The sequence below is a fragment of the Pseudoalteromonas sp. SWXJZ10B genome, from assembly GCF_015864475.1.
In the GTDB taxonomy this organism is placed as follows: Bacteria; Pseudomonadota; Gammaproteobacteria; order Enterobacterales; family Alteromonadaceae; genus Pseudoalteromonas; species Pseudoalteromonas arctica.
In genome coordinates, this window is sequence record NZ_JADYXD010000071.1 from 1 (window position 1) to 520 (window position 520).

1 protein-coding gene and 2 tRNA genes are annotated in these 520 nt (G+C 44.6%); all 3 read left to right on the forward strand.

All coding sequences use genetic code 11. From position 1 onward, the window contains the following. The first annotated feature begins 117 nt into the window (after positions 1-117). A tRNA-Gly gene (locus tag I6F54_RS20205) sits at positions 118-192 on the forward strand. Between the two features lie 11 nt (positions 193-203). Beyond that, positions 204-279: transfer RNA gene (locus I6F54_RS20210), tRNA-Thr, on the forward strand. Between the two features lie 128 nt (positions 280-407). After that, the coding region (locus I6F54_RS20215) for a GTP-binding protein (RefSeq protein ID WP_138558991.1) at positions 408-520 on the forward strand (113 nt) is incomplete at its 3' end.

The window sequence follows — 520 nt, forward strand, 5'->3', positions numbered from 1 at the left end:
GAGCGGCCAAAGGGATCAGACTGTAAATCTGACGGCTCAGCCTTCGCTGGTTCGAATCCAGCTCCCTCCACCACTTTATTCTTGACGGTTAGAGGTAGTTTAAGAACAGATTTTTATGCGGGCATCGTATAATGGCTATTACCTCAGCCTTCCAAGCTGATGATGCGGGTTCGATTCCCGCTGCCCGCTCCAGTTCTTGTGTTGCTGATATAGCTCAGTTGGTAGAGCGCACCCTTGGTAAGGGTGAGGTCGGCAGTTCGACTCTGCCTATCAGCACCAGTCCTAAGAATCTCCTTGATTACTTCCTTTATCTGTCAGAAAATACTATTTGAAAAAATTAACTTAATCTACCTCTGGTGGATTATTTTCATATGTAATTTAGATACACAAAACTGATAGGTTCCGTCATGGCAAAAGAAAAGTTTGAACGCGTAAAACCGCACGTAAACGTTGGTACAATCGGCCACGTTGACCACGGTAAAACTACACTAACTGCAGCAATCACTAACGTACTTGCAAA